This window comes from Halovivax asiaticus JCM 14624 (assembly GCF_000337515.1).
GTDB lineage: Archaea > Halobacteriota > Halobacteria > Halobacteriales > Natrialbaceae > Halovivax > Halovivax asiaticus.
In genome coordinates, this window is record NZ_AOIQ01000012.1 from 60,715 (window position 1) to 80,987 (window position 20,273).

A 20,273-nucleotide genomic window follows, 5' to 3' on the forward strand; every position below is an offset into this window, starting at 1 on the left:
CCGTATCGGAGTATACTTATATCCCTGTTCGAATATCATAATCAGAAATAGAGTATGTCCGGTGAAACACGCGACCGCGGAATCCTCAGCCCGGCTGACCGAGCGTACCTCCGCGGCGAGACGACGCTCGCGAGCGAACAGTCCGAACGAAACACGAGAGCCAGGATCCGAAGCCGGATCGCTGAATCGCTCCGAGACTTCGAACTCCTGATCGAACACCTCTCGGAACGAGACCGGCGGCTCCTCTTCGAAGGCGAAGACGGAATCGAGACGTTCGACGCGCTCGTCTCGGCGTTCGCCTTCCTCTACGAAGGGGTCGACGAGACTGGCCTCTCCTTCGAGCACGTTCTCTCGGAGGGAATCAACCTCGCCGAGGCGAAGCGGGACCGAGCGGCCGTCGTCGATCTCGACGTCGCCCTTCAGACGCTCACCGTCGAACAGCTCCGCGAGAAACTCCGTCGAGGAGACGCCCTCTCACTCCCGGAACTCGCTGTGGCGCAGGCAAGCGAGGAGATCACGCCCGACGAACTGACCCGCTACGCCGCCAGCCGATCGGAGGAACCAACGGCCATCGACGACGGGCGAATCCAGTCCAAAGTCACCGACTTCTAACCCAGAAAACCGACGGCGCCCCCACTGACGACGGATAGCGCAATCGACGCTGCCGTCTCGGTTCTCCCCGCCCGTCCGTCCATCGACGCCATCACCGAACCGAGCCCACGAGCGAGCGGGTCAGAGCCCGGACGCAGCATCGGCTGAGTCGGACGGGTTCCGCTCGAAGAACACCGCTTGTCTGGCGAACAGATACACCAGCAGGAGGAGTTGGACGATCGGGAGTTCGCCGAGAGTCAGCTCGGACAATCGAGCCGTCTCCAGAAGGATGACGAGCATCAGTCCCAGGGTCGTGAGCGTCCACGCGATCCAGTTCCGGCGCCACAGCCCCCACGCGAGCAGGACGAGCGAGAGGCCGATCACCGGAGCGAGCGACGCGAGCGGCGTCGGATCGGCGTAGATGCTGCCGTAGCCCCAGACGATCCACAGGAGACCGTTCAGCGCGACCAGCAGACTCACCAGCGTGACCCCAAGCGGAGTTCCAGAATCACCGTCGGAGGTGCCTGGGGAACCGTGGCCGGTGTCGGCAGGGGCGGCAGGGTCGGCCATCGATAGTTGCGTTTCGAGTACGCTCCACTTATTTGGTCGGGACGAGCGAAGGGATCGTTACTTCACCGTCGAACGGAGAAAACCTTCGACTGAGGCGTCACTCCTCGGCGAGCAATCGATTCGCGAGTTCGTCGGGGTCGAACCGCTCCAGATCGTCGTAGCCCTGGCCGACGCCGAGGAAGATGATCGGCTTGCCGGTCACCTGGGCGATGGAGATGGCGGCGCCGCCGTTGGAGTCGGCGTCGGCCTTCGTCAGGATCGCGCCGTCCATCTCGACGGCCTCGTTGAACTCGCGGGCACGTTTGACCGCGTCCTGGCCCGCGACGGCCTCGTCGACGAACAGCGTCATGTCCGGGTCGACGACGCGACCGATCTTCTCCAACTGGTCCATCAGGCCCTCGTCGGTGTGGAGTCGGCCAGCCGTGTCGCCGAGGACGACGTCGACGTCGTTCGCCTCGGCGTACTCCACGGCGTCGTAGAGCACCGCGGCGGGGTCGCCGCCCTGCTCGTGGGTGATGAGCTTCGTCCCGCGGGCTTCGGCGTGCTCCTTGATCTGCTCGTTCGCGCCGGCCCGGTAGGTGTCGCCGTTGGCCATCACGGTCGAGTAGCCCCGGGCATCGAGCCAGCGGTCGAGTTTGGCGATCGAGGTCGTCTTCCCGACGCCGTTGACGCCGGTGAAGACGATGACGAGCGGTTTCTCGGCCTCGGCCACCCGTTCCTCGACGTCGAACTGGCCGACGCTGATCACGTCTTTGATCGCCGTCCGCAACGCGTCCTCGACGACCTCGCCGGTCGAGGTGGTGAAGGTTCGCGTCTCCCCGACCAGTTCGTCGCGCATCGTGCCGACGATCTCGTCGACGACACTCACCTCGACGTCGGAGGAGAGCAAGGCCAGTTCGAGCTGGTCGAGCGGCCCCTTCAGGTCCGCCTCCTCGATGACGAACTTCCCGCGGGCGAGCGAAGCCGCTTTGCGCCCGAATCCGGGGCCGTCCGAGGCGGACTCGTCAGTATCAGCGGCGACGCCCCCGCGATAGCCGCCCGACTCGCCGTCGGCTGACGACCCCACAGAGGCGTCAGTCGGCTCCCGCTCGGCGTCGGTAGCCATCCCTTCGGTGGTGTCAGCGGAGGCTCCCTCGGTGGCGTCAACGGACGCCCGCTCGGTAGTTGCCGTCCGTTCGCCAGCCGACGGATCCGGACGCTCGTCGGCCCCGCCGGTCGGTTCGGCTGCGCTCGCGTCGGCCGCAGCCGCCGTTTCCTCGGGCGCGTCCGCCTCGTCTAGCTCCTCTGCGTTCTCGTCTGCGACGTCTTCGGCCTCCGATCGGAAGCTCCCGAGTTTCTCCTTCAGGTTGTCGAACATGGCCCTACTCGTCCGGCTCTCCCTGACCGCCTAGGGCGCCCATCTGCTGTTGCATCGCCTGCTGCTGGAGTTGCTGGGCCTGCTGTTCGAGCTGGGTGCTCTCGGCTTCGAGTTCGGAGATCTCTTCGGTTACCTCGTCGATGCGGTCGTCGAGACGGTCGGCCTTGGAATCGAGCGTCTCGACCGCGTCGTCCTGTTCGAATTCGGCCGCGTAGTCGCCGCCGAGTTCGACGATGACCTCGTCGATGTCCTGAACCTCGGCGCGGACGTACGCCCCGCCACCGAGGGGAACCTGCACGATCGAACCCGATTCGAGAGATTCGACGGCGTCGATCGCCTCGTCGACGGCGGTCTGCTCGTTGCGAATCTCCTCGACGCTCTCCTGTAGCGCCTCGATCTGCTCTTCGATCTGCTGGAGTTCCTGCGAGAGGGCCTGTAGCTCCTGCTGGCTTCCACTCATCGGCGGGTCACCTCACTCTCAGTGACTGGGCTGGACAGTTTCGTCGCGAACGTACGCGCCGCAGTTTCGTTCATGTACTGCGTTCCGGCAGGCAGGCGGAAGAATGTTCCCTTCCAGCTATCGACTGCTGGGCACCGACGGAGCGGGGACGGGATCGTCGAGCCGAGCGATACCGGCCGGTAGACGGCTAGTTGTGACGTATCGCCGGAAAACGATCGACTGGGTCACTGTGTCGTGTCGCGACCGACCTCACTGCAGGTAGCCCAGGGCGTCCTCGATGCGTCCCAGTTCGGGGCCGGTCGTGTCCTCGCCGACGACGTAGCCGGCGTCGGTGGCCAGCAGGCCGGAGCCGACGAGCGGGGCGCCGTAGTTGATCGTCCCGACGTCGGCGCGCACGTCGAGGACGTCCTCCAGCCGGTCGAGTTCTTCGTCGGTCGACTTCGGGTGACAGAGGACGCCCTCGTTCGTCGCGACGGCGGCGGTACCGACGGTCCGGACACCGGCGAGGTCGCCGCGCTCGACGGGCACGTCGAGGGTGTCCTCGACGGCCTGGACGGCCTCCCGGGAGAGGTCCGGGTGAACGTAGGCCCCGTGATCGTTCGCGAGGACGACTGTCCCCGCGGCGTTGATCTCGCCCGGCAGCGTCCCGATCGGGACGTCGGTCGCCTCGGCCAGGCGCTCGCGTTCGTACTCGAGAACGCGGTTGCTGACGAGCAGCCCGTTCTCGTTGCCGGTGGCGAGCACGCCGACGGTGCCGGAGCCGCTGACGGTCGTCGGGACGGCCGTCACGCCGAGTTCGTCGGCGATGGCCGCGACGGTGTCGTCGTCGGCGTCCGGTCGGACGAGCAGGAGGCTGTCCGTCGCACACGCGAAGACGCCGACGTACGCGGAGCCGGCGAAGGAGGCGCGGAGCAAGTTACTCGGCGAACTCGGCTTCGACAACCGGTTCGCCCTCCTCGTCGAAGCGTGCGGCGCGGACGCGAAGCTTCCGCGGCGGGTTCGACCGGCCGTCGGCCCAGATAGCCTCGTTGATCGAGGGGTCGAGGCGGACGACGTCGGTCTCGACTGCGAAGTGCTTCGCCAGGTGCTCGCGGACGATCTTCATCGCCCGGTCGGCTGCCTCGTGGTTCGGTGCGGCCTTCACGTCGCGGAGCGGGACGGTGACGACGCGCTCCTCGAAATCACTGGCACTCATTATTCGTCGGTGTCGTTACGCCGCCAGTTTCGGCGCTTGGGGTTTCGCTGGACGTCCATGTCGGTCTTGAGCATGACCCACGCAGGGACGCGGCTGTTCTGCTTTTCGAGTTTCGCCAGGCGCTTTTTCTTGCCCTTGGACTTCTTACCCATAGTGCCCGTCTCTTACCCAGCCTCGCTTAAAGGCTTGTCCATCCCGCGTGCGGGCGGAATTCGCGGCCCTGAACGCGCGCTACGGAGAGTTAGGCGCTCCGCTTAGAGCGCAGGCCCGAGAGTCCCGGCCGAGTCGGTGAGCCCCAGACCACGTCACTGCAGTGTCCGCTCCGCGTACCGACAGACTGCCTCCATCGTCTCCGCGGTGAGTCGCGTCGAGTGGCGCCAGGTGACGTCGCCGTCCGCCGGTCCGTTCCCCGCTTCCGGCCCGCGTTCTCGAAGCGCGGCCGGATTGACGCAACCGCGCCCGGCCCAGCGCGTGCCCCCGTTCGAGCCCAGCAGGCCATCGGCGAGCAGATGAACCGGCCCACGGTCGTCCGACCCACCGCCGGCGTAGGTGGTCGCCATCGGCGAGATTTCGCGGATTCCGGGTTCCGGTTCGCGAACGGCTCCGAGGTCGTGATCACACCGACTGTCGCCCACCACCGCGGCGTCGGCCGGCGAGAGGGAGGTGTGGAGGACCTCGTGGATCGCCACGTTCCGCGTCACCGCGCGGCCGTCCCAGCCTTCTGTCGCGCCGACGTTCGCGATTGCCAACCCGGCAGAGTGGTCGCCGCGACCCACACGGCCGTCGCCGGGCACCGTCCGCCCGTAGCCGATCCGATAGTCGAACGGCCCCCACCAGCACAGCAGGTGACAGTGCGGTTCGTCCAGCCCTGCCCCGATCACCTCCCGGAAGCCGTCGTAGACCCGCTCGACGGACGTTGCGGTGTCGAGTGGCGACGCCGTGGCAAACGGAGAGCCGATCGACGGCCCGCGGTCGACGGCGACGTCGAGCCAGTCGCGACCCGTCTCGCGTGCGTACGTCTCGATCTGGTCAAGCGCGTCCGCGACGGCCGCCATCGCCGCTTCGTGGATGCTCGTCCAGTCGGTTCGAACGGCATCCAGGCCGTCTCGAAGGCGGGCGTACAGTGGCGTCGGACCCGAAGAGACGATCACCTGCAGTGTGGCATCGCTACCGGCGGTCGTGATGGAGCCAGCCACGGGCGCGCACACCCCGGTCGTGGCCAGCGCTGCACCGAGGACGGCCCGCCGTGAACACACCCGCGTCCGCCCTGCAGTATCCGCCGCTGGGGAAGCCCGCTCCACGTCGGCAATCCGACCAGCCGCTGGATCGCCGTCGTCGTCCGATTCGAGACTCACCGCGACCCACCCGGCCGACGGCGCCGGGCCGGTGTCGAGATCGCCATGCGCACCGCTTCACGCCGGCGAGTCGCATTATCCTCCCGGCTGTACGCCCGCGCTTCCCTGTAATCGGGGCCACTACTGTCGGATTACGTGACCGGTTCGAACTCGGTCGACGGACGAAACGCCAGTTCGGCTGGCACCGGTGCGCTCGAGTTCGGCCACCCGGTCGGACAGCTATCCGAGTGAGATCGTCGTAACGGTCTCGTACACTGGCCCGTCGGGACCGAGCGTACTCTCCGTGAGTCGAACTTCTTCGACCGTCGTCTCGCCGACCACAGGTCCGCGCTCGCCCGGGTACTGTGCTGCCAGAGCGTTTGAGGCGATCGGCTCCCAGTCGGTGACCAGGTCTTGGACGAGTTCCTTCCCGCCGGCGTGTTCCATCCGGGCGAGGGTGACGTGGGGCGTAAAATCGTGCGATTCGGGGTCGAATCCGAGGGCGGTCGTCCGCGCCTCGATCGCCTTATGGAGACGAGTGAGTTCGTCGCCGCCCTCGATCACACCCAGCCAGAGCACGGAGATGTACGACAGGTCCGGAAAGACGCCGAGTCCGCCGTAGGTGACCGAAAACGGCGTGACGTCCGACTCGTCGACGGCGGTCTCGAGCGCCGCTTCGAGCGCGGGAATGCGGTCCTGATCGACCTCGCCGAGGAACTTCAGCGTGATGTGGGCCTGGTCGGGGTCGGTGAACGACAGGCCCGACGCGTCGGCGAAGGCGCCCTGCACGGCGGCGACCGCCGGGGCGAGCGCGTCGGGGAGGTCGACGCTGACGAACAGTCGCATACGTCGGAACTCGAGGCGTAGGTCCTTGAATCGTGCGCGGAGGGGAGTGACGGTTCAGGAGTGGACAAAGGAACGTTCCAGAAGTGAACAAAGGGAAGTGCGCAGGTCTTAACCCGTCCGGGCGACTACGTTTTGCCATGACAGACGACGCGGGCGACGACCGGCACCGCTTCTCCGAGGGCGCCGGCTTCGACGATCCCTACGACGAGTTCGACCTCGACCCGCCGGAGCTCGACGTCGATCCGGGGAAGGTCGACCCCGTCGACTCGCGAGCGATCGCGGACCTGCTCGACGAGCGCCAGCTGACGAACGAGGACATCGAGGCCGAGGAAGTCCTCGACGTCGGCCTCAACTACATGCAGATCAACCGGTTCGAGCAGGCGACCGAGACGTTCGAACGCGCCGCTCGCTTCACCGAGGACGACCGGCTCGCCCAGGAGGCCTGGACGAACAAGGGCGTCGCCCACGCCGAGCTAGAGGAGTGGGACGAGGCCATCGGCGCCTACCGCGAGGCGTTGAACATCGTCGAGCAAACCGAGATCGAGACGACCGAGGACGAGACGTCGAACACCCGGTCGGCGAGCGAACACGCCGCCACCGCCGAGAGCAACCTCGCGTTCGCCCTCTGGGAGTACGGCGAGACGGCACAGGCGCTCGAACACGCCGAACGCGCCGTCGAGCGCGATCCTCGTTTCGGCGAAGGGTGGTACAACCGCGCGTTCTTCCTGCAAGAGCGTGGCCTCTCGGAGGAGGCGCTTCGGTGCATCGACAACGCCATCCGCCTCGGCATGCGCAGCTCGCAGGTGCTAGAGGAGAAGGCGCGGATCCTCGAAGACCTCGGCGAGCACGAGGAGGCCGAACGGGTCGCCGACGAGGCCGAAGAGCGTCGGGAAGAAGCCGAACAGCAGCTGATAGACGACCAGCAAGAGACCCGCCTCGACGAATGACGGGCGAGAACGGGGAAACGAGCGAGGACGGCGCCGACACGCCCGTCGTCTGCACCAAACGCGAGACGCCGGAGGGGACGCTGGTGGCCGTCTGCGACGCGGATATCCTCGGCGAGACGTTCGAAGACGGCGCCGTCTCGCTCACCGTCACCGAAGACTTCTACGGGACGGAGCCGGTGGAGCCGGCCACCGCCCGCGACGCGCTCGTCCGGGCGGACGTGGCCAACATCGTCGGACACGAGGCCGTCGAGCTGGCCATCGAGGTCGGGATCGTCGACGAGGCGAACGTGCTGGATGTAGGCGCGACCGTCCACGCCCAGTCAGTGCGAATGTAGTCGTCGGGACGGAGAAGCCCCCGACGACCACGGGCCAGCAATATTCCCACCCATCGCCGTTGGCAACCGTTCTGGCACCCATCTGCCGGCAAACGTACCGCACTGGGAAACCCTTATGCGCGACGCGCGGGAACTCCGAGGTACGCTATGACCGTCACGCTCAAGGACTTCTACGCGGACTGGTGTGGCCCCTGCAAGACCCAGGATCCGATCTTAGAGGAGATCGAGGACGACTGGGGCGGCGGATTCGAAGTCGAGAAGGTAAACGTCGACGAGGCCCAGGACGTCGCGAACGAGTATCAAGTGCGTTCGCTCCCGACGCTCGTGATCGAGAACGACGACGGCATCGTCGAGCGCTTCGTCGGCGTCACCCAGCGCGAGGATATCGAGGACGCGCTGGAATCCGCCGGCGCGTAAGGAGCGGCGTCTTTTCCCGCGACGGCCGATCCGGCGGCCCCGCGTATCGGCCGCGCTGCGCTTTGCGAATTCGAACCGACCATGGAGCACGACCTGAACCGAACGCACTCGCTGCTGTCCGATCACTTCGGCGAGGCGTTTACAGCGCTCTTCGAACACGTGACCGACGAGACGACGGCGGCGGTCGTCCGCGTCGACGAGGGCGAACTGTCGCTCGATATCGAGGGCGACGAGACCCGTTCGACGTGGGAGTCGGTCCGCGACCGGTTCGAACGCGTGGCCGACGGCGACGGAAGCAAATCGACGTGGCGCTGCCCGACGACGACCGCCGCGGACCGCTCGGCGCTCGCCAACCTGTTCTCGCAGGCAGCGGGCATCGTCGGCACTCACTTCGTCCACGAGATCGAACTCCGTCGGGACGGGCAGGCGCTCGTCTTCGCGGTCCCCCACCACCAGGACGCGTTCGTGGATGCGACGGTGAGCGACCGCATCGATCGCGAGGAAATAGTCGCCCTGCCGTGCGAGAAAACGTGTCTGGTCCCCACCGAACCCGCCGAACGCTGGGTCGAAGACGACCGCGAGTGGAGCCTGGCGGGCACGTCACTCTGCGTCGAGCGACGCGACGGCCGGCGAACGAATTGCTACGGCCTCTCGAACCTGCATGCCGTCTCGATCGCGGCCGACGGGACGCTCGAACTCACCTGGGACGCCGGGACCGTCGGTGACGACGTCATCGGCCGCGCGCTCACGTGGGTGATGAAGAAATTCTACCGGCCGCCAACCGCCGTGCCGTGTCCGGACCACGAGCGGGCGAGGGCGGTTCGAGCGCGCATGCAAGCGATCCTCGCGGCCTACGACGGCCGGGGACTGTGATCGATCGTGGGGGAGTGACTGGTCGCCGCCTAGAGCCACTTCACGCCGACGTCGTGCATGTCCTCGTTGTACTTCGCGACGTTGATGACCAGCGGGGTGACGCTCTCGACCTCCGCCGCGTTCGCGAGCGGGCCGGCGTCTAACGCGCGCAGCCCCTCGATCTCCGCGGCGAGCTGGCGCACCGTTCCCTTCGCGTCCGCGTCGTCGGCGACGACGAGCGTGTCCAGGTCGAGCTCGGTCGTGAGGTCGGCGAGTTTGCCGGCGGCGAGGTTGTGGAAGGCGCCGACGACAGGCACCTCGTCGGGGGCGCGTTGAGCGACCAGCTCCGTCACGCTGCCCGTCCCCGGCGGGTGGTAGTGCATGCCGTCCTCGTCGCCTTTCATGCCCACGGCGGGCGTGACGAGGATCGCGTCCGAATCGAGCTGGTCGGCGACGGCCTCGACGGTGTCGCCCACGTAGTACGGCGGGACCGAGAGGATCACGACGTCGGCCCGGTCGGCCGCCATCTCGTTGGCGAACCCCTTCAGGTCGCCCGACGCACCGGCGTCGGCCAAACGCTCCTCGTAGCTCTCGACCGCGTCGCGCGCCTTCTCCGGGTCGCGCGAACCGATCAGGACCTCGTGCTCCGTATCCCGCGCGAAGCGAAGCGCGAGTCCCTCGCCGATGTCGCCCGTCCCGCCGAGTAGTGCGAGTCGCATACCTCCGCATCCGGGCGGCCGCCGGATAAATCGATTGGAGCGGGCCAGCGATGCCGCTGTCATCGGAATCGGCAGTGTGCGGTCGGACCCGATGGCGGAGCGACTGCGGCGCCCCCTACGCCGCGTCCTCCTCGTCCAGATTCAGCGCCGCCCCCAGTTCGGCGTCGTAGGCGTCACGCTCCTCGATTGCCCGGATACGCTGGGAGAGGCGGGTCGTGAGCGCGTCGGCCGTCTCGGCGTCGATCGCGTCGCGTTTGCGAGCCGATTCGAGCGCCGCGGCCGCCGAACGGAGGTGAGACACGGCCTCCTGGGTCGGGAGGTCCGCGGCGCAGTCGAGTGCGTCTTCGACGGTCGTAGTGACGTCGTCGGGCATACGAGGGATCTCCACGTTCCGTACTAAGAACGTCCATGCAGGCAGTCGAGTGGCCTCGCGGATACCGGGTGACTGACTCGCTGGATTCAGGATAGCAATCGATCCACGGTCCCGCTGAACCCAACCCACAGCGCGACGAGCTGAGCCGCGACGGCGACGAGCCCCGTTTCGGCCGGGCCGAGAAGTCCGCCGGAAGCGACCGTCGACGCGATCACCGACCCACCGACGAGAAGGACGATGGACGCGATCGCTGCGTGTCCGACGTGCCGTGTCTCGATACCGAGGCTGTCGCCACCGCCGTAGACGAGCCAGCCCGCGAGGACGATCGCGAGTCCGAGCACGATCGCCGACCCACCGAAGTACTCGAACCCGAACGCATCGAGCGCCATTCTGGTCGGGAGGAGTGCAAACGGGACGTACAGAAGGACCAGCCAGCCGAATCGGCCGGCGGCAGACGGGTCCGCGTCGAATCGCTCGTAGCCGCCGTTGACGAGCCAGCCCGTGACGAGCGTCGAGACGCCGAGGACGAGCGGTATCAGAACCCAGTTGACGATCCCCGTCAGGTCGACGACACCGCGGGTTGCCAGCAGCTCGAGGCCGAGGAAGGCGACGATCGTGAGCAGGGCGAACACGACGACGAACGTCCGAACGGTCCGCGCGACGGCAGTCCGAGCGGAGTTGGCCCTCGAGACGTCCGGCTGGTCGGTCATACCCCAATATTGTTCCCCCAGGTCGATAAATTATCCGATTGTCGAGAGAAGATAGAATCGGCGACGAGACGCTATCGCACCGAGACACGTATATCACGCCCAGACGCAACTGGCGGTCACTCTCCCTCGTGGTCGGTACACTCACCGGTCGCCTCGTGCTCTGCGGCAGAGAGTCCGTCAGTCGCCGGCCCTTCGATGAGCCGACCGTCGGGATCGAATCTGGACCCGTGGCAGGGACAGTCCCAGGTCCCCTCGCCGTCGTTCCAGTCGACCACGCAGTAGGCGTGCGAGCAGATGGCCGAGACGGCGTGCAATTCGCCGTCCTCGTCACGCGAGACGGCGATCGGCCGGCCGTCACGACGAACGACGCGCCCCTCGCCGGGTTCGACGGCGACGGTTCCCGGCCCGAGGAGCGTCCGTAGCCAGTCGGTGGCGAACTGCCCGGCGACGTCCGCGTTCTCGGTCGCCAGTTGCCCGATCGAGGCGACCGGCGTGAACCGGCGCGGGTCGTACAGCGACGCGATCGGCGGTTCCTCGCCGTCGAGCAACTGGGCCAGGAGCCGGCCAGCCACCGTCCCACCGGTCATCCCCCAGCCGCCGAACCCGGTCGCGATGGAGACGTTTCGCGCACCCGGGCCCGCAGGGCCGACGAGCGGAACTCGATCCGCGGCGACGTAGTCCTGCGTGGACCAGCGGTACGCAACCTCCTGTACGTCGAATCGCTCCTCGGCCCACTCGACGAGACGGCGGTACCGCTCGCACGTGGAGCCAGCCTGGCCGGTCTTGTGGTTCTCGCCGCCGACGAGGACGAGCGGCCCAGCAGTGGCGGCAGTCTCGTCGCCACCCGCCGTTCCAGTGCCACCCGATCGGGTCCCGACGTGCGCTCGCACCGATCGGTACGGGCGACTCCCCTCCGCCGGCCGGTAGTACAGCCCCTCGGGCGCCTCCTCGTCGATCCGAACCGCCAGCACGTACGAGCGCTTCGGCGCCAGCCGGGCGAACAATCCGAGCCGATCGAGGAGCGGAAACCCCGTCGCGAGGACGACCCGATCGGCCGTGACCGTTCCGCGGTCGGTCTCGACGGTGGGCGTGCGGCCGGGCTCGACAGCCGTCACGCGCGTCTTCTCGTGCACGGCGACCGAACCGAAGCTCGAATCGCCGCCGGCCGGGGTCGCCGAGTCACTACCGTCACCGGTCGAGGTCGGCGAGGCGCCACTGCCACCGGTCGACACAGCGGAGCCGCTACCGCTGATCGAACCACTTGCCTCGATGTCCCCGTCCACGAGCGTCTCTGCCAGCGCGAGGAGGTACCGTCGCGGGTCGAGACAGGCCTGGTCGTCGACCCTGACGCCACAGTCGGCCGACTCGAACGGCGGGACGGAGGTGACGAACGACGCGGGCAACCCGGCAGCCGCCTCGGCGTCCGCCTCGCGCTCGATCGCCCCGCGGTCGTCGCCGTAGACGTACGCCGGGCACCGGCGAAAGCCACAGTCGTCGGCGATCTCCAGCGCCGCGACCCGCGAAGCGACCGTCTCGATCGCCGCCTGGTTCGCGCTTGCGTACTGGCGGGCGCGCGTCCCGCCAAAGGAGTCGCGCAGGTCGTCGTAGAGCAGCCCGTGCTGGCTGGTGACCTTCGCCGTCGACCGCCCGGTGACGCCGCCGGCGACCCGATCGCGTTCGAGGACGACGACGTCGTAGCCACGATCGGCGAGCTCGGCCGCGGTCGAGAGGCCGGCGATGCCCGCCCCGACGATCGCGACGTCGGCCGTCTCGTCGCCAGCGAGCGGATCGAACCGGGGGACATCGTCGGTACGTGCCAGCCAGGGGGAGGTGTGGGTCCCGGGGAGCGATCCCGGACCGGATGCGAGGTCGGCCATCGGTTCGCGTCGCTACCACGGACGGGCGGGTAAAACCGCGGTGTGGAGTGGGCCCGAGCTGCCAGATGGCACACCGAACGGCCGTGCTGACCGTCAAGACGTCGGTTCGATCAGCCGCCCGCCCAGGAGCCGTGCCTCCGAGTGCGTCAGCTCCACCGAGATCGCCCGTGTCGTCGACTCCGGGCCGTCGGCCGCCAGCGTGAGCGTGATCGTCTCGCCCGTGTCGACACCGGCCGAGACCGACGCGTCGGTTCGCTCCGACGACTCGACCAGTTCACCGTCGATGTGTTCGAGGATCCGCGACAGGTTGACACTCATTTGATGGCCCGAGATTCGACAGAGCCGACCAAAACTACCAGCCAACCGCAGTGAAAGTGAACGTGTGTGAGTGTGGGGGAAACCGCTCTGGCGTCACGTCGCCGCTAGCTCACTCGAGCAGGTCGGGAACGTCGTTGACCGACTCACAGACGGCGACCGCGCCCGCCTGGGCGAATTTGTTCCGGCCGGACTCGCCCGAGAGCCCGCCGGAGAGGACGCCGACGCCGTGGTAGACGCGGTGTGGATCCGCGTCGGCCGCGTTGGTCGCCGTGCGGACGTCGTCGAGCGTATCACCCACGAAGACGACCGTCTCGGCCTCGAGGCGCTCGGCCAGCGTCGTCAGGGCGTCCGGGTCCGGCTTGCTTTCGTCCCAGTCGTCCATCGTGAACCGGCGGTCGGCCGGAAGGTCGTCGAGTCCCGCCCGCCCGAGGGCGATCTGGGCCTCCGCTTCCGGCCGCCCGGTAAGGATACCCAGGTCGACGTTCGTCGCGAACCACTCGCGCGTCTCGTCGGTGAGGATGACGGGTTCGTCGTGGATGAACCCGCGGAGCGCGTCGGGACCGGCAGCGTCAGCTGCCTCATCCTCTGGAGCGGCCGTCGATTCGGTTCCGCGATCGGTTCTGACCGTGCCGTCGACGTTTCGAGCGAGGTCGACGTCCGTCGCGCCCGGCCGGTCCGGGACGTCCGGTTCGCCGCCCTCGATCGATCGGTAGAGGTCCGCACCCAGATACAGCCCCTGGAAGACCTCGCGGAGCCGGTCGCGATCCCAGCGAGAGACGACGCGTTCGAGTGCCGTCGCGTCGAGTGCGTCCGAGACGACCGACTCCGCCGCGTCGAGGCCGCCGCCACGGTCGGCGATGGCGTCGGTGTAGGTCTCGATCGAGGCGTCGTAGCCCTCGCCCGAGGCCAGGACGTACAGGGCGGCCGCGTCGGTCACGTCCCAGTCGTTGTTGAACCCGCCGGCGTCTTTGAACGCCTGGACGGCCGCCCGGTCGATCGTCCGGCCGTAGCAGCGCTCGACGGACTCGACGATGGCCCGTCGATAGGAGTCGGCCACGTCGACGAGGACGCCGTCGACATCGAGGACGACGGCGTCGGCTTCGAGAACGTCGGTCATGTTCGCCAGTGGGTGGGGCAGTGAATAAAGGTCGGCGGTTCGTCGGTCGGCGGCGGCAATCGACGAACAGGGCAGAAGTTCGTTGGTCGACGACAGCAAGCGACGAACCGGTAAGGAGTCCGTCGGTCGATTCCGGGCGATCCTCCAGCCGTCTGGCAGCGGTCTCGATCACCCGTCGTCCGGGCCCGAAAGCGAGGCGACGAACAGCGTCCCGACCGGCAGCGACTCGCGTGCGACGGGGAGCTGGGGCCGATCGCCACCGAGCGTGGTGAACAGAAAGTCCGCGCCCGCGTCGGTCGCGACCTCGGCCACGGGCCGGTGTAGTTCGGGCGGCAGGTTCAGCGCGTAGATCGCCCCGGCGCCGTCGTAGACGGTCAGGTCGGGAGCCAACACGTCGTCGCGGACGAAGTCGACGTCGGCGGGGACCGACCGGTCGTAAACGTCGGTGGCGGTGACGGCGACGCCGCGTTCGGCCAGTGACGCGGCCACTTCGGTCCGGCGGCCGATCCCGACTTCGACGACGCGCTCGTACGCGGACAGTCGGTCGACCAGCGCGTCGTCGAGCGGAGTGGATCGAGCCACGGCGGGACGTTTATGCCGGGGGCAGTCTTAGCCGTTGTTATGCACGTCGACATCGTTCCGGTCGGCGAGGTGTCCGCGCGGGTCAAGCGGGAGGCCTCATCGGCGTTGCGCTCGGTGTACGACTGTGACGTCACGATCGGTGACGGACAGTCGATTCCAACCGGCGCGTACGACTCCGGCCGGAGCCAGTACAGTGCGGAAAGTTTCATCCAGCTGGCCGAGCGCGTCGGCCGCGGCGACAAGAACATCGCCATCACGCCCCAGGACATCTTCTACCGCCGACGCAACTACGTCTTCGGCCTCGCCTATCTCGACGGCAGCGGGAGCGTCGTCTCGACCTATCGGCTCCAGACCAGCTCCGACGGCGGCTTCTCGAACAAGAGCGCGAGCGACATCGTCGACGACCGCATCCGCAAAGAGGTCGTCCACGAGATCGGTCACACCTACGGGCTCGAACACTGCAACAACAATCGCTGCGTGATGAACTTCTCCCGAACGGTACAGAAAGTCGATATCAAAGAAGAGAACCTCTGTGGCAGCTGCCAGCGTCGGCTCGGATAACCGTCGGGAGCCGTTCGGCGATTACTGCCGTCGCGGAGACGGCCGAGAGACGCGTCGTGAAACACCGCACCGATCGCGACGGCCGTACGGGACCGATCCGAACGTTCTTTATTGGCTGTCCGTATCTGTCAACATAGTATGAACCGTTGGAGTCGCTGTACTGGAGTCGGTGACAGGGCCGTCCCACCGCTTCGAGCCAGCGAGGCGACGCACGCGACGAACAGCGGGTGGTCGATGTGACGGCGTCCGTCGCCGCCCGGATCACCCGCACGGAGGTCCGACGAAGCCTCCGGGCGGTCGCCGGGAATCGAACGAAGGTCGCGATCATGGCGCTCGTCCTGCTGTTCGTCTTCGGGCCGTTCACGGCTGTCGGCCTGTTCTTCCTCCCGGAGGCCGGCGAGCAGGTCGCTGCCGGTGCTCTCTCCGACGTTGGCGGCGTGTCCGTCGGCGAGATCGCCACGGGCGCGACCGCTCTCGTCTGGCTCGGGCTGACGCTCACCGCTACCGGCCGGACGGCGACGGCCAGAGGTGACGTCGACGAACCGGCGTGCCTCCTGATCTCGACGTCGACGCGGTCCGTCGCCGCCGGGCTGATCGGGACGGAACTCGCGCTGTACGCACTCACACTCCTCCCGTTCGTGGCCCTCTTTGCGGGCGCGTTCGCCTACGGCGCCGGCTCGGTCGTCCCGCTGGCCGTCGCCCTCGTCGTGGTCGCGCTCCTGCTCGTCACGTCGATTCCCGTCGGCTTCGTCGTCGGCCTCGCGATCAGACACCTGCTGACGACGTACGAGCCGGTAGCACGTTACAAACGGGCGTTGTTCGTCCTCTTCTGGGGCGCGTACTTCGGCGCGGTCATGACGGATTGGTTCGATCGAATCGTCGCGGTCCTCTTCGAGCGACTCGCGAACAGCCCGTTCGGCTGGCCCGGCGAACTCCTCCTGTTCGCCGTTCCCGGCTACACCCCACGGACCGTCGCACTCGTCGGGACGGCGCTCGTCGTCGGGATCGGCCTCCCGCTCGTATTGGTCGCCAGTACGGCCATGGCGACGCGCCACTGGTTCGCCGACGAGGCCAGCGCAGACGAGTCGACGGCCAACGTCAGCTCCTCGGGTCGCCTCGACGCGCTGTTCGCCGGTGTCGGCGATCGAGCGCTTCGAGCGGTCGCGGTCACGACCCTCCGACGAGCGAAACGCGCGCCGATCAAGATGCTCTACGTGGTCTACCCGCTGTTCGGCTTCCTGGCGTTCATCCAGGAGATCATCAAGACCGGGACCGTAAGCCCGGTTATCGCGGTCGTGCTCTGTGGCTACGTCGTCTGGGCCAGCGGCGCACTCCTCACGCTCAACGTCCTCGGCGACCACGGGCGGACGCTCCCGACGCTGCTCACCACGAGTGTCTCCGGTCGGCAAGCAGTCGGCGGCATGATCATTGCCGCGGTTCTCGTGGTCGCTCCGCTCGCCGCCGTCTTGAGCGCCGCGCTCGGGCTGGCGAGTCCCCTCCCGCCGCGCGAGACAGCCTTCCTCGTCGCCGCGACCGTCTTCGGGGCCGTCGCCACCCCGGCCATCGCGACCGGTATCGGCGCGCTGTTCCCCCGATTCGGGAGCGTTCGCGTCTCGAGCAATCGCGAGGCCGTGATGCCCTCGAAGAGCGCGTTCGTCACCTACACGCTGGTGCTCGTGGCGCCGATAGCCGCCGCGCTCGTCCTGTACACGGACAGCGCCGGGGTCGTCGCCGGCATCGCCTCCGCAGTCGTCACGTTCGTCACCCCGCTGGAGGTGACGATTAGCGCCGGCGTCGTCACGGCGATCGCGTGGCTCACCGCCGTGCTCGGCGTGAGTTCGCCCGTCCTCTCGTTCGGCTACGCCGCTCGCGCGTTCGATCGATTTACGCTGGAGTGACCGAGACCGAACGGTCCCCGGCGCAGTGTTCTACGACAACCATCCCTCTGCGACCCATCCTTCGAAGCGACGACGATCACACGAGACGTGGTGTCCAGTAGCGACGTTGCGAGGCAACGGCAGTCTCGCACGCAGTCGGCCTCAGACGAACCAATCACCCCACGGCAGTGACAGTCCAACCGAGACCAACGGGAGAACCCCTCGGCAGTAATCGACGTGCTCACTCGGCTCTGGGGGCGGCTTCTTCGGGATCCTGCGTGATCTCGAGGAACGCGTCCTCCAGAGTTCCGCCCGCACCGGCCTCGGCTTCGGCGGCCAGTTTGTCCGGGTGGCCCTCGGCGACGAGCTCGCCGCCGTGGATGACGCCGACCTCGTCCGCAAGTTCGGCGACGACCGGGAGGATGTGTGTCGACAGAAAGATCGTCATCTCCTGGTCGGCCAGTTCGGCGATCGTATCGCGCATCGTTCGCGCTGCGCGCGGGTCGAGCCCGCTCGTCGGTTCGTCGAGGAAGGCGACGGCCGGTCGGTGGAGGACGGCCTGGATGACACCGACCTTCTGGCGCATCCCCTTCGAATAGTCGGAGATACGCTTGTCGGCGTCCTCGGCCAGATCGAAGCGATCGAGCATTCGCTCGATGCGGTCGGTCGCCTCGTCGGTCGGCAGTTCCCGAAGGCCGGCGACGTACTCCAGTTGTTCGCGTCCGGAGAGCTCCTCGTACAGCGGCGGTTCTTCCGGCAGGTAGCCGATGTGCGGCGTGACCGATTCGCGGTCGGTGATCGGGTTCCCCGCGACGTGGGCAGTACCGGACGTGGGTCTGACGAGCGTCGTCAGCATCTTCATCGTGGTCGTCTTGCCGGCGCCGTTCGGGCCGAGGAAGCCGTAGACCGTCCCGGCGTCGATCGTCGTCGTCACGTCGGAGACGGCAGTCGTGTCGTCGTAGCGCTTCGTCAGGCCCGCCATCTCGATTGCCGGCGTCTCCGTTCCCATGTCAACCGCTACGAGCGCCCTGTCAAAAGGTATTTTGTTTCCAAGGGATCGACTCCGAGGGCACTATAGTGCGTTCGACTGACTGTCCCGCCGAGCCACACGCTTATTCGGCTGGCGCCCGTACGGCTCGTATGGTTCGAGACGCACTCACACTGGCACTTTCCCGGGCTCGATTCGCGGCGATGGGCGCGGCGATCGGCGGTGGTATCGGCGGCCTGCTCAGTCGGAACGCGGCGAGTTCCGGCGCAGCCATCGGTGCCCTGATCGGCGCGTTCGTCGGCGAGAGTCGGATCGGGACGAAGAGCCGGATCGAAGAGTGGCGTGAACGTGGGAAAGAACGCGTCGAGACGGTCCGTGGCACGGAATCGGAGTAAGCGCGTCGAGCGACGGTCAGTTTTTGCGGCGACGGACTCAGGGCGCGTAGTAGTACTCGCCCTCGCGCTTCTGTTCGCGGTCGAGTTGCGAGTCGGGCTTGTTGATCCGCGGGCGCGAGGTCCGCTCGTCCCGGCGGAACGTGATCTCTAAGTTCGAGAGGAAGTCGTTCATGCCACCGCGCATGGACTGTGGCGTACCGGCGCGGCCGGCGACGGCAGGCTCGCCGTCGAAGACCATCAGGCGGTCGGCAAGCAGGTCGATCATGTAGATGTCGTGGTCGATGACGAGGACGGTAGCGTCCTGCTGTTCGGCGTAGCGCCGGATCGCCCGGGTCGCCTGCACGCGCTGTTCGACGTCCAGGTGAGCCGAGGGCTCGTCGAGGAGGTACAGATCCGCAGTGTCCGAGAGACAGGCCGCGATGGCCACGCGTTGGCGCTCCCCGCCGGAGAGGTCCGAGAGGTTCTGCTCCATGATCCGGTCTAGCTGGAGCGGCTGGGCGATCTCCGTGTTCCAGTACGACGAACCGAACTGGTCGGTGATCGACGAGAGGAAGGCGTCGACGCGCATCGGCTGGTCGATCGTGACGTACTGCGGTTTGTAGGAGATGTCCAGATCGAGATCAGCGTCACCCTCGGTGGGCTCCAGGTCGCCCGTCAGCAGCTTCGCGAAGGTCGACTTCCCGATCCCGTTCGGCCCGACGATGCCGAGCACCTCGTTCTCGCGAATCTCGCCGCCGGAGACGTCCAGCGCGAACTCGCCGTCGCCGTAGGATTTCCGAAGGTCGGGGTAGGTGACGAGCGTGTCGCCCTGGCTCTCGGTCCGCGGGGCGTGTTCCTCGAACTCGATCCGATCGGGCCGGATCCGCATGTTCTCGTTCTCGAGGTAGCCCTTGAGGTACTCGTTGATACCATTGCGAACCGATTTGGGGTCCGTGATGACACCGTAGGCGCCGGGTTCACCGTAGGCCATGTGGAGGGTGTCACACAACAGGTCCAAGATCGCGAGGTCGTGTTCGACGACCAGCATCGACTTGTCGTCCTCCTCGGCGAGTTCGCGAACGAGACGCGCCGCCGTCACCCGCTGACCGATGTCGAGGTAGGGCGTGATCTCGTCCAGGAAGTAGAAGTCCGCGTCGCGAGCGAGCGCGGCGGCCAGCGCGACGCGCTGGAGTTCCCCACCGGAGAGGTCGTCGATGGCCTGGTCCATGACGGGGCGAATCGAGAGGCGATCGACGAGGTAGTCGAGTTCGCCTCGCTCGTCGGTGTGCTCGAGTAGTTCACGCGTGTTGCCGTCGAACTGGTTGGGAATCTGGTCGACGTACTGCGGTTTGCGTGCGACGGTCACGTCGCCGTCGCGCACGTCGGCGATGTAGTCCTGCAGTTCCGTCCCGCGATAGGCGTCGAGCACGGCCTCCCAGCCCGGCGGGTCGGCGTAGTTCCCCAGGTTGGGTTCCAGTTCGCCGGCGAGCATCCGCACGGCGGTCGTCTTCCCGATGCCGTTCGGCCCGAGGATGCCGGTGACCTGCCCCTCCTGTGGGACCGGCAGGCCGTACATCGAGAAGGCGTTCTCCCCGTAGCGGTGAACCGGGTCGTCCTGTAGTTCCTGGGGCAGGTTGATGATCTCGATCGCGTCGAACGGACACTTCTCGACGCAGATCCCGCAGGTCTCGCCCAGACAGATCTCTTCAGAGATGCGTACCTGGTCGGGCTGGCCCTCGTCGGCGTCCTCGCCGCGCAGCGTGATGCACTCCTTGCCGGTGCGGTTGGGCGGGCAGTAGTTCTTGCACTCGTAGTTACACCGGTCGGGCGAGCAGCGATCCAGATCGACGACGGCGATGCTATCGTCGGCCAT

25 protein-coding genes are annotated in these 20,273 nt (G+C 67.3%); 8 read left to right on the forward strand and 17 right to left on the reverse strand.

Features of this window, described 5'->3' with window-relative positions:
- The first annotated feature begins 54 nt into the window (after positions 1–54).
- The gene (locus C479_RS06875) at positions 55–612 is read left to right on the forward strand and encodes a hypothetical protein (RefSeq protein ID WP_007699934.1); all 558 of its coding nucleotides are present in this window, start codon (positions 55–57) and stop codon (positions 610–612) included.
- Positions 613–732: 120 nt separating this feature from the next.
- On the opposite strand, the gene C479_RS06880 is transcribed toward C479_RS06875, so the two are convergent.
- The 8 genes from C479_RS06880 to thpR all read right to left on the reverse strand — a co-directional run bounded on the left by C479_RS06880 (position 733) and on the right by thpR (position 6,353).
- Complete coding sequence (locus tag C479_RS06880; protein WP_007699936.1) at positions 733–1,161, reverse strand: hypothetical protein; 429 nt, start codon at positions 1,159–1,161, stop codon at positions 733–735.
- A gap of 97 nt (positions 1,162–1,258) precedes the next feature.
- Positions 1,259–2,518 (reverse strand): signal recognition particle-docking protein FtsY, encoded by a 1,260-nt coding sequence (gene ftsY / locus C479_RS06885; RefSeq protein WP_007699938.1) that lies wholly within the window; start codon positions 2,516–2,518, stop codon positions 1,259–1,261.
- A gap of 4 nt (positions 2,519–2,522) precedes the next feature.
- A complete protein-coding gene (pfdA, locus tag C479_RS06890) occupies positions 2,523–2,978 on the reverse strand; it encodes a prefoldin subunit alpha (RefSeq protein ID WP_007699941.1) in 456 nt (151 codons plus the stop codon).
- A 249-nt stretch (positions 2,979–3,227) separates the two neighbouring features.
- On the reverse strand, positions 3,228–3,893 hold the full coding sequence (locus C479_RS06895) for a translation initiation factor IF-6 (protein ID WP_007699944.1): 666 nt from the start codon (positions 3,891–3,893) through the stop codon (positions 3,228–3,230).
- 1 nt (position 3,894) lies between these two features.
- Entirely contained in the window at positions 3,895–4,173 is a 279-nt protein-coding gene (locus C479_RS06900; protein WP_007699947.1) for a 50S ribosomal protein L31e, read from the reverse strand.
- Positions 4,173–4,325, reverse strand: a complete 153-nt coding sequence (locus C479_RS06905) for a 50S ribosomal protein L39e (RefSeq protein ID WP_007699949.1) — start codon at positions 4,323–4,325, stop codon at positions 4,173–4,175. Before C479_RS06905 ends, C479_RS06900 begins: the two co-directional genes overlap by 1 nt.
- 153 nt (positions 4,326–4,478) lie before the next feature.
- Positions 4,479–5,528 (reverse strand): hypothetical protein, encoded by a 1,050-nt coding sequence (locus C479_RS06910; RefSeq protein WP_007699952.1) that lies wholly within the window; start codon positions 5,526–5,528, stop codon positions 4,479–4,481.
- 219 nt (positions 5,529–5,747) lie between these two features.
- Positions 5,748–6,353 (reverse strand): RNA 2',3'-cyclic phosphodiesterase, encoded by a 606-nt coding sequence (gene thpR / locus C479_RS06915; RefSeq protein WP_007699954.1) that lies wholly within the window; start codon positions 6,351–6,353, stop codon positions 5,748–5,750.
- Positions 6,354–6,490: 137 nt separating this feature from the next.
- On the opposite strand from thpR, the gene C479_RS06920 reads away from it, so the two are divergent.
- From C479_RS06920 to C479_RS06935, 4 genes are all read left to right on the forward strand, one after another.
- Positions 6,491–7,300: a tetratricopeptide repeat protein gene (locus C479_RS06920; protein ID WP_007699964.1), complete on the forward strand. Its 810-nt coding sequence runs from the start codon at positions 6,491–6,493 to the stop codon at positions 7,298–7,300.
- The gene (locus C479_RS06925) at positions 7,297–7,635 is read left to right on the forward strand and encodes a DUF424 domain-containing protein (protein WP_007699967.1); all 339 of its coding nucleotides are present in this window, start codon (positions 7,297–7,299) and stop codon (positions 7,633–7,635) included. Before C479_RS06920 ends, C479_RS06925 begins: the two co-directional genes overlap by 4 nt.
- 147 nt (positions 7,636–7,782) lie before the next feature.
- A complete protein-coding gene (locus C479_RS06930) occupies positions 7,783–8,052 on the forward strand; it encodes a thioredoxin family protein (RefSeq protein ID WP_007699972.1) in 270 nt (89 codons plus the stop codon).
- Between the two features lie 81 nt (positions 8,053–8,133).
- Complete coding sequence (locus tag C479_RS06935; protein ID WP_007699975.1) at positions 8,134–8,925, forward strand: hypothetical protein; 792 nt, start codon at positions 8,134–8,136, stop codon at positions 8,923–8,925.
- Between the two features lie 29 nt (positions 8,926–8,954).
- Here the strand turns inward: C479_RS06935 and npdG are convergent, their stop codons facing one another.
- From npdG to C479_RS06970, 7 genes are all read right to left on the reverse strand, one after another.
- Positions 8,955–9,623: an NADPH-dependent F420 reductase gene (npdG, locus tag C479_RS06940; RefSeq protein WP_007699977.1), complete on the reverse strand. Its 669-nt coding sequence runs from the start codon at positions 9,621–9,623 to the stop codon at positions 8,955–8,957.
- A 115-nt stretch (positions 9,624–9,738) separates the two neighbouring features.
- Positions 9,739–9,996: a hypothetical protein gene (locus C479_RS06945; RefSeq protein ID WP_007699980.1), complete on the reverse strand. Its 258-nt coding sequence runs from the start codon at positions 9,994–9,996 to the stop codon at positions 9,739–9,741.
- 86 nt (positions 9,997–10,082) lie between these two features.
- Complete coding sequence (locus C479_RS06950) at positions 10,083–10,706, reverse strand: hypothetical protein (RefSeq protein WP_007699983.1); 624 nt, start codon at positions 10,704–10,706, stop codon at positions 10,083–10,085.
- A gap of 116 nt (positions 10,707–10,822) precedes the next feature.
- A complete protein-coding gene (locus C479_RS06955) occupies positions 10,823–12,583 on the reverse strand; it encodes an FAD-dependent oxidoreductase (RefSeq protein ID WP_007699985.1) in 1,761 nt (586 codons plus the stop codon).
- 93 nt (positions 12,584–12,676) lie between these two features.
- The gene (locus tag C479_RS06960; RefSeq protein WP_007699988.1) at positions 12,677–12,901 is read right to left on the reverse strand and encodes a hypothetical protein; all 225 of its coding nucleotides are present in this window, start codon (positions 12,899–12,901) and stop codon (positions 12,677–12,679) included.
- Between the two features lie 109 nt (positions 12,902–13,010).
- On the reverse strand, positions 13,011–14,018 hold the full coding sequence (locus C479_RS06965) for a TIGR01548 family HAD-type hydrolase (RefSeq protein WP_049907141.1): 1,008 nt from the start codon (positions 14,016–14,018) through the stop codon (positions 13,011–13,013).
- 168 nt (positions 14,019–14,186) lie between these two features.
- Entirely contained in the window at positions 14,187–14,600 is a 414-nt protein-coding gene (locus tag C479_RS06970) for a UPF0146 family protein (RefSeq protein WP_007699994.1), read from the reverse strand.
- Positions 14,601–14,639: 39 nt separating this feature from the next.
- Here C479_RS06970 and C479_RS06975 point away from each other — a divergent pair, with 39 nt between their 5' ends.
- Positions 14,640–15,161 (forward strand): archaemetzincin family Zn-dependent metalloprotease, encoded by a 522-nt coding sequence (locus C479_RS06975; protein ID WP_007699998.1) that lies wholly within the window; start codon positions 14,640–14,642, stop codon positions 15,159–15,161.
- Between the two features lie 236 nt (positions 15,162–15,397).
- The gene (locus C479_RS06980; RefSeq protein ID WP_152415829.1) at positions 15,398–17,059 is read left to right on the forward strand and encodes a hypothetical protein; all 1,662 of its coding nucleotides are present in this window, start codon (positions 15,398–15,400) and stop codon (positions 17,057–17,059) included.
- Positions 17,060–17,279: 220 nt separating this feature from the next.
- Here C479_RS06980 and C479_RS06985 read toward each other — a convergent pair whose 3' ends face one another.
- On the reverse strand, positions 17,280–18,047 hold the full coding sequence (locus C479_RS06985) for an ABC transporter ATP-binding protein (protein ID WP_007700003.1): 768 nt from the start codon (positions 18,045–18,047) through the stop codon (positions 17,280–17,282).
- Between the two features lie 131 nt (positions 18,048–18,178).
- Between C479_RS06985 and C479_RS06990 the strand changes: the two genes are divergently transcribed.
- A complete protein-coding gene (locus tag C479_RS06990) occupies positions 18,179–18,421 on the forward strand; it encodes a YMGG-like glycine zipper-containing protein (protein ID WP_007700005.1) in 243 nt (80 codons plus the stop codon).
- A 37-nt stretch (positions 18,422–18,458) separates the two neighbouring features.
- On the opposite strand, the gene C479_RS06995 is transcribed toward C479_RS06990, so the two are convergent.
- Positions 18,459–20,273: a ribosome biogenesis/translation initiation ATPase RLI gene (locus tag C479_RS06995; RefSeq protein WP_007700009.1), complete on the reverse strand. Its 1,815-nt coding sequence runs from the start codon at positions 20,271–20,273 to the stop codon at positions 18,459–18,461.

Bases quoted from the DNA above. Each gene is read 5' to 3' on its own strand.
- C479_RS06965 (WP_049907141.1), bottom strand. From the start codon at position 14,018: ATGACCGACGTTCTCGAAGCCGACGCCGTCGTCCTCGATGTCGACGGC.
- C479_RS06930 (WP_007699972.1), top strand. From the start codon at position 7,783: ATGACCGTCACGCTCAAGGACTTCTACGCGGACTGGTGTGGCCCCTGC.
- C479_RS06880 (WP_007699936.1), bottom strand. From the start codon at position 1,161: ATGGCCGACCCTGCCGCCCCTGCCGACACCGGCCACGGTTCCCCAGGC.
- C479_RS06955 (WP_007699985.1), bottom strand. From the start codon at position 12,583: ATGGCCGACCTCGCATCCGGTCCGGGATCGCTCCCCGGGACCCACACC.
- C479_RS06935 (WP_007699975.1), top strand. From the start codon at position 8,134: ATGGAGCACGACCTGAACCGAACGCACTCGCTGCTGTCCGATCACTTC.
- C479_RS06925 (WP_007699967.1), top strand. From the start codon at position 7,297: ATGACGGGCGAGAACGGGGAAACGAGCGAGGACGGCGCCGACACGCCC.
- ftsY (WP_007699938.1), bottom strand. From the start codon at position 2,518: ATGTTCGACAACCTGAAGGAGAAACTCGGGAGCTTCCGATCGGAGGCC.
- C479_RS06995 (WP_007700009.1), bottom strand. From the start codon at position 20,273: ATGGCCGACGATAGCATCGCCGTCGTCGATCTGGATCGCTGCTCGCCC.
- C479_RS06975 (WP_007699998.1), top strand. From the start codon at position 14,640: ATGCACGTCGACATCGTTCCGGTCGGCGAGGTGTCCGCGCGGGTCAAG.
- pfdA (WP_007699941.1), bottom strand. From the start codon at position 2,978: ATGAGTGGAAGCCAGCAGGAGCTACAGGCCCTCTCGCAGGAACTCCAG.
- npdG (WP_007699977.1), bottom strand. From the start codon at position 9,623: ATGCGACTCGCACTACTCGGCGGGACGGGCGACATCGGCGAGGGACTC.
- C479_RS06900 (WP_007699947.1), bottom strand. From the start codon at position 4,173: ATGAGTGCCAGTGATTTCGAGGAGCGCGTCGTCACCGTCCCGCTCCGC.
- C479_RS06990 (WP_007700005.1), top strand. From the start codon at position 18,179: ATGGTTCGAGACGCACTCACACTGGCACTTTCCCGGGCTCGATTCGCG.
- C479_RS06985 (WP_007700003.1), bottom strand. From the start codon at position 18,047: ATGGGAACGGAGACGCCGGCAATCGAGATGGCGGGCCTGACGAAGCGC.
- C479_RS06960 (WP_007699988.1), bottom strand. From the start codon at position 12,901: ATGAGTGTCAACCTGTCGCGGATCCTCGAACACATCGACGGTGAACTG.
- thpR (WP_007699954.1), bottom strand. From the start codon at position 6,353: ATGCGACTGTTCGTCAGCGTCGACCTCCCCGACGCGCTCGCCCCGGCG.
- C479_RS06920 (WP_007699964.1), top strand. From the start codon at position 6,491: ATGACAGACGACGCGGGCGACGACCGGCACCGCTTCTCCGAGGGCGCC.
- C479_RS06905 (WP_007699949.1), bottom strand. From the start codon at position 4,325: ATGGGTAAGAAGTCCAAGGGCAAGAAAAAGCGCCTGGCGAAACTCGAA.
- C479_RS06950 (WP_007699983.1), bottom strand. From the start codon at position 10,706: ATGACCGACCAGCCGGACGTCTCGAGGGCCAACTCCGCTCGGACTGCC.
- C479_RS06945 (WP_007699980.1), bottom strand. From the start codon at position 9,996: ATGCCCGACGACGTCACTACGACCGTCGAAGACGCACTCGACTGCGCC.
- C479_RS06875 (WP_007699934.1), top strand. From the start codon at position 55: ATGTCCGGTGAAACACGCGACCGCGGAATCCTCAGCCCGGCTGACCGA.